This window comes from Peptidiphaga sp. (genome assembly GCF_057238965.1).
Genome location: NZ_DBHHEV010000030.1, coordinates 17,352 through 23,806, shown reverse-complemented (window position 1 = coordinate 23,806; position 6,455 = coordinate 17,352). Strand labels below are relative to the sequence as shown.

Below are 6,455 nucleotides of genomic sequence, written 5' to 3'. Positions count from 1 at the left end.
GAGCGGCTCTCATGGCCCCGCACCGTCGGCATCGGCGCCCAGCACGTTGTGGCGATGTTCGGCGCGACCTTCCTGGTTCCCATTCTCACGGGCTTCAACCCCTCTACCACGCTCTTCTTCACGGGCGCCGGCACAATCCTCTTTTTCCTCATCACGAACGGGAAGCTGCCGAGCTATCTCGGATCCTCCTTCGCCCTCATCGCGCCCATTGCCGCCGTGACGGGGTACAGCTCGAAATCGGGGATCGCGATCGACTCTCACAAGATGGCGCTCGCCCAGGGCGGCGTGATAGCGACGGGCCTGACCCTCGCCGCCATCGGCCTCGTCGTGCACTTTGCCGGAACCCGCTGGATCGACAAGCTCATGCCGCCCGTGGTGACCGGAGCGATCGTCTCGCTCATCGGCTTCAATCTGGCCCCCAGCGCCTGGAACAACGTCAAGGAGGCCCCCGTCACGGCGATTTCCACGATCGTCGCGATCCTCCTGTTCACGGTCTGCTTCAAGGGGATTGTCGGCCGCCTGTCGATCCTCTTCGGCGTCCTCTTCGGATACGCCGTTGCGTGTGTGCGCGGCGAGGTGGATTTCGGCTCGATCTCCGGCGCCGGGTGGCTCGGGCTTCCCGAATTGCACGCCCCCGCCTTCGACGTCGCCCTGCTGGGCCTCTTCGTTCCTGTCGTGCTCGTCCTCGTCGCCGAGAACATCGGCCACGTCAAGTCCGTTTCCGCGATGACGGGCAGGAACCTCGACGGCGTCACCGGACGCGCCCTTTTCGCCGACGGCGTCTCGACGGCCCTCGCCGGCAGCGGAGGCGGCTCGGGAACCACCACGTATGCCGAAAACATCGGCGTCATGGCCGCCACCAAGGTGTATTCGACGGCCGCCTACGTGGTGGCCTCGCTTTTCGCCCTTGGCCTGTCGTTTCTGCCGAAGTTCGGAGCGGCGGTCGCGACGATTCCCGCCGGCGTCCTCGGCGGCGCCGCAACCGTGCTTTACGGAATGATCGGAATGCTCGGCGTCCGAATCTGGGTTCAGAACAAGGTCGACTTCTCCGACCCGGTCAACCTCAACACCGCGGCCGTCGCGATGGTCGTGGCCATCGCCAACTACACCTGGGTCGCCGGGGACATGGTCTTCGAGGGCATCGCCCTGGGCTCGTTCGCCGCCATTGCGATCTTCCACAGCATGCGCCTGCTCGCGTCCGTGTGTGGAACGCGTCAGGAGCCGGCGACGCCGGCCTCGGCGCCCGCCGGAGCCGAGCTGGAAGAAGGGGCGCTGCGATCGGCCCGAATGCAGCGCTAGGGCCTTTCCGGGCCGACGCCGTCACTTGCCGTGGTTGCTGACCTGCACGCAGTCCTTGGCTGCTGTCAGCTTGCCTTTCGGATTCTTGCTCTTGACGTCTTTTGCTTCGAGCACCTTGTCGTAGCCGATGCCGAGCACAACGGAGATCGTCTCGTCGTTTATCGAGGGATCGTAGTGGACTACGGATTCCGGGATGTATTGGGCAGCCGTGTAAGCGGCGTTGATGCCGCGAGGGCCGGTGACGATCCGAGCGGACTCTTTGATCGCCGTCTCGCCGCCCCAATTCTCGGTTTGCGCCACGCTGAAGCCCGACGTTTTGAAAGATTTTGCGACCTCGTCCGCAATGCCTGTGCGGTTCGTCGCGTTGTAGACGTTAACCGTGATCGAGGAAACTTCGGTGGCTTTCGAACCGTCGGCTATGCACGGCGTGACCACCTTGTTGGGGTCCTCGTCTCTCGCGAAGCTAGGCTCGAAGGGCAATGGAATGACTTTCGTCCAGATGAGCATCGCTATGACCATGATGACGGCCAAAGTGGCTGTCAACGTGCTGAAGAGCACCGTTTGGCGTTGCTGCATCTTGCGCCGGTAGGCGGCGCGTGCCGAATTGTCCTCACTCACAGGTTATACGGTAGTCCAGCGACGCCGAGGATGCATATGCGGGAACTGAATTGAGGCTTGGAGGTTCGCCACGTCGGCGTTTTCGCGATCAGGTGCGGCTGGTCCTCCGATTCTGGCGCGGATGTCCTCCGATTCTGGCGCGGCCGGTCCTTTGACTAAGACGGGAGCGGTTCTCCAACCCGAACGTGGGGTTCTTCGTCCGATTGCTCCGGTTCCTGGACGGAACGCTTCGGTTCTCGGACCGATTGCTCCGGTTTCCGGGTTGAACTCCGGTTTTCTCCCAGAGCCCTCCAGAGGGGCTTTGCCAAGCCTTGCTCGGGAGCGGAAACGGCGTTGGCGACTGGCAGAGTTTCACCGGAAGCTCTGCAAGGCGCATGGCGTGAGCCCGGCGGGGTGTTTTGCGTGAGCCCAGCAAGAGGCATTGCGGAAGACTCGCAAGGGGTGCGTTGCGTGAGCCCGGCAATAAGCGCCGCGAGGCAATTCCGTGTGAGCGCCCTGCGCAGAAACTTCGAGCGACAACCCCTGACGCATGAAGTGTGACGGAAACAACTAACGAAGCCGTTAAGTTGATTGTCGTGGGATGGGCAACAGGTTTTGCTTCCGAGCGGCTCGGCGGGCGAGGGGCTCCGCTGCAGCAGATGTGCCCCGAAATCGGCGTCACGACGCCGATTGATCGAAATGTTGCGAAAGGGGCGAAGGTTGTGCGAAAGAGTGCACGGTGTGAAGGCTGTGACGGAAGCGAATGTCAAGTTGGGCAAGATGGGTTGGAAGACCCATGCTTTCGACGTGCATAGTTGAACTTCTCCGCCTACGCTCATGTTATCGAAACGTTATAAAGACTGGTGACGACGTTCGGGGTGCGTCGAAGGTCGTCACCTGTGGCGGTGAAGTCCACCACCGCCACATTCGGTCGGTCCTGGAAGTACATCGGCTTTGCGCGAAGCTGATTAGTCACCACGACCGCCATCCACGTCTACGAGGGCGTGAAACCGGGCCCGGGGGAATTCGTGTGGGGGTTCCCCCGGGCCCCCTTTATGTGCTGGCTGCTTATCGGCTGATTGGCCTCCTTCGGTTTGCGCGAATTCGGTTTCTCGATCCGCCTGCGGCGTCGGAACGCATTCGGTTTGTGTGCGGCGACTCCGAACGTCCGGCCGGGGTGCGGGCCCGGCCGCCGCGCGTGTCCCTGCGCCGGGTCAGGCCCAGCGGACGATCTCTTCGATATCGCGCCTCGAATGCGCCGGCTGGCCGCCGGCTCGGTACCCCAGAGCGAGCATGACCACCGGCGAGGAGTCTGTGGGGTCGATGAGGCCTCGCTCGGTCAGGATCTCGCGCACGCCGTCGATCGAAAACCCCTCGATCGGGCATGAGTCGATTCCCCGCTCGGCGGCCGCCAGCATCGCCCCGCCGAGCGCGATGTACGCTTGACGCGCGGCCCACTGATGAACGACGTCGGCCGTTATCAGCTTGAAGTCCCTCTCAGCCCACTTGGTCCAAAAGGCCTTGAAGTCAGCCGCTTCGTCGTCGTCGAGGTCGCGGACGTCCCGCAGGATGTGGTCGATGTGGCCGCCCTGACGCGTGATCTGCAGGCCGGTCTTTGCGGTGAAGATGAGGAAGTGGCTGGCGTCGAAACGTGCGGCGTTGTTCCCCGCGAATGCCTTGACGGCGTTCCTCAGGTCCTCGCTCTGGGCGACGATGACGTTCCACGGTTCGAAACCGTAGGAGCTGGGGGCGAGACGAATCGCGTCCACGATCAGTTCGACGTCGGAATCGGGTATCTTCCTGCTTGCGTCGAACGCCTTGCAAGCATGGCGAAACTCGAGCGCGTTCGCTATCTCGCTCCGAGGGATGTCGGGTGTGGTCATAGAATCGTTCTTTCGCTTGGCTGGTGCGGATTCGGTTGGCTGATTCAGTTGGCTATATGCCCCCGCGGGTCTCAAGCGGCGGGCCAGTGCGCGTCAAGCGCCGCCATAACGTGTGGTGCGTGAAACACCGTTGTCGCGTATCGGCTGCGTGTGTAAGCGCAACTGCTTTTGTTGCCACATACCCTACCTTAAATTGTGCGTGAACCTAAGCTCATTTCTGAGAGGCGTGCCATGCCCGCAGCCGCCCCGGAAACCGAAAGGAATCGGACTTGAGTACCACAATGCACCGGGCGGCGAACAAAATAGCATCATGTGGCAAATTTGGGGGCGACGTTGTGAAAAGGTTGTGTTCTCCGGGAGTAAGATGAGGCTTTCTCTCCTTCCGGCGGCCCGGTCTTCCGGCGTCGGCGCGCTTGTCTCTTGGCGCTGGGCCTCGAGCGTTTGGCGTGTGGGTGCGCCACGCAAAGGGAGGTACGACGACGTCGCCATCCGTTGCCGTTCGGCGTTTTGGAAGGCTTGGGCGCTCTCGCGTCGATGCCTGCGGGGGCGGTGTGAACGGCGACGGCGGCGAAGGTAATCAAAAAAATGGTGTATGTCACATAGGTGTTGAGGCTCGTTGCCTGTGAGAAAGAAGCGGGGCGGGGGCAGGGTATTATGCAGTCGGCACGCCTTCACGCACGGAGTGCCAGTCAGAAACGGGCAGGCGGGTTTGCTTGAGGATCGCACGCCTTCACGCACGGAGTGCTGACTTAGAGGCCTTTGCATGCGGCTTGCCTCGCTTCGCGGTCGCGGCTTGCGTCGCTCCCGCCCGCAAATCGTTTGGCTGCCGCGCATCGACGTGCCTTGCCGCTTGTCCTCGCAGGCCTTGTTCAAGGCGCTTGCGAGCCTTCCGTCGTCATCTGCGTGCCGCGGCGGCCTGCACCTGCGCTTGCCGCTGTGCCGCCGCGCATTTGCCGCTTCGAACTGAGAAAGGCCGCCCGGGTGGGCGGCTCCGACGAAAGAAGGTCCAATGGTCCGGGGACGCGCCCTTGAAACCCGATACGGCAGTCTCGAAGCTCGAGGCCGCAGCCTGGAAGCACGCCGCGGCCTCGACGCGCGCGAGGCAGGCGAGCCCTTTGCCGCCCAGACTGTGGATGTGCTCGCGGCCGCCGCGGCGAGCGTCGTGTGGGACTGGTCGAAGGTCGCGCTCGTGGCCAACGCGGACGGCGCCCTTCCCGGAATCCAGACCTACGCCCTCCTGATATGGAACGGCCGCGGCTTCGAGGGATGGATGCCCGCCGAGGCGATTGAGGACCTCAATCGCGTGCTCGCCCGTTGGCGCGCGGAGCTAGAGCGCCTGTCTCGCCCTGTTTGGGCGGCCCTCTTCGTCGGCGTCGTCAACGATCGCGGGCGACTCCGTTCTCGTTGGATCGTCGCCGACGACGGCGACTTCGACGCCTGGCGGATTCGGCTGGGGGAGTCCAACGTGCCGATGGCCGAGAGAGGCCTTGCGGGCCTTTGAGGGCAACAGGACTCTGAGGGCGTCGTGTTGAGGGGCGTGCCCGAAGTGTCGAGATCCGCGCCCGAAAGCTGTGCCGAAAGCCGGTCGCGCCGAAACATTGCGTCGAAAGCGTGTTGCGCCGAAACGTTGCGTCGAAAGTTGGTCGCGCGGAAGCGTTGTGTCGAAAGCGTGTTGCGTCGAAAGTTGGTCGCGCGGAAGCGTTGCGTCGTGCCGGGGCCGGGGTTTTCGCGGCAGATCGTGCAAGGCGTCGGGTGGTCCGAGTCTCACTGTCAAACTTCGTCGCGCACCGTATGGCAAAATTTACATTCGATAGTGTTGTTTTAAATCAAAATGATTTATTAATAAGTTTACAATTCTAAACGGACGTTACCGTTAAAATTCGGGACAAACTCCCCTTTCTTGCACGGCTGCGAGAGGGGACAATTGAAGCACGGGAATGGAAGATTAGAGGCGAACGAACGCGCATTTCGACTCGCTCCCCGACGATGCACATCCTCATACGGCAAAGGAGAAATATAGATGAAGAGAAGGTACGTCGCACTGGCTGCCGCAGTCTGCGCAGCATCCATGGCCTTTCCGGGCGGCCCTGCAAGTGCGGGCCCCGCTGCCGGCTCCGCCCAAACTCAGGTGCGGCCGGCGGAAAACGGCGAGCCCCCTTACGGGAAGGCGTCCAAACTCAGGTGGGCCGGGCGTGACTGGTACGTGCGCGACAGCGCTTGGAACGACGGCGGCCCGATGCGGACTGACGAATGGTCCAAGGACAACGCGTCCGTTTCCGGCAATGATCTGGTTTTGAAGCTCAACTACAACCGTGGAAAGCGTTTGATGACCGGTTCGGAGATCGTCAGCGCCGACGCCGTCGGCTACGGAGACTACACCCTTTCTTTCACATCGAACACTCGTGAATTCGACGAACACTCAGTATTCGGCGCTTTCACATATGACTGGGGTTCGAATGCCACGAAAGGCAATAGCGAAGTCGACCTCATCGAGACTTCGCGGTGGCACGAGAAAGACAACAAGATGCGGGCCAAGTTCACGTATTACAGGGACAGCGACAGCAAGTCGTTCGAGGTCAGCCCCTACGTGATGCCCGAGGCCACGCGCACCTATCACATGGACGTCAAGTGGGAGCCTGGGAAGGTCACCTGGCGTCTGTGGAACGGCAACCGCAC

At 62.2% G+C, this 6,455-nt stretch carries 5 protein-coding genes; 3 read left to right on the top strand and 2 right to left on the bottom strand.

What is annotated here, in order from left to right; translation table 11 throughout:
* The coding region (locus tag ACO48X_RS05275; protein WP_485001074.1) for a uracil-xanthine permease family protein at nt 1-1,299 on the top strand (1,299 nt) is incomplete at its 5' end.
* Nucleotides 1,300-1,320: 21 nt separating this feature from the next.
* Here ACO48X_RS05275 and ACO48X_RS05270 read toward each other — a convergent pair.
* Entirely contained in the window at nt 1,321-1,917 is a 597-nt protein-coding gene (locus tag ACO48X_RS05270) for a LytR C-terminal domain-containing protein (RefSeq protein ID WP_485001073.1), read from the bottom strand.
* 1,193 nt (nt 1,918-3,110) lie between these two features.
* The gene (locus tag ACO48X_RS05265; protein WP_485001072.1) at nt 3,111-3,779 is read right to left on the bottom strand and encodes a nitroreductase family protein; all 669 of its coding nucleotides are present in this window, start codon (nt 3,777-3,779) and stop codon (nt 3,111-3,113) included.
* 1,009 nt (nt 3,780-4,788) lie between these two features.
* Between ACO48X_RS05265 and ACO48X_RS05260 the strand changes: the two genes are divergently transcribed.
* Nucleotides 4,789-5,280 carry a hypothetical protein gene (locus ACO48X_RS05260; RefSeq protein WP_485001071.1) on the top strand — a complete coding sequence of 164 codons (492 nt, stop codon included), beginning with the start codon at nt 4,789-4,791 and terminating at the stop codon, nt 5,278-5,280.
* Nucleotides 5,281-5,799: 519 nt separating this feature from the next.
* Nucleotides 5,800-6,455, top strand: a 656-nt coding sequence (locus tag ACO48X_RS05255; RefSeq protein ID WP_485001070.1) for a hypothetical protein, incomplete at its 3' end; no start/stop codon positions are given.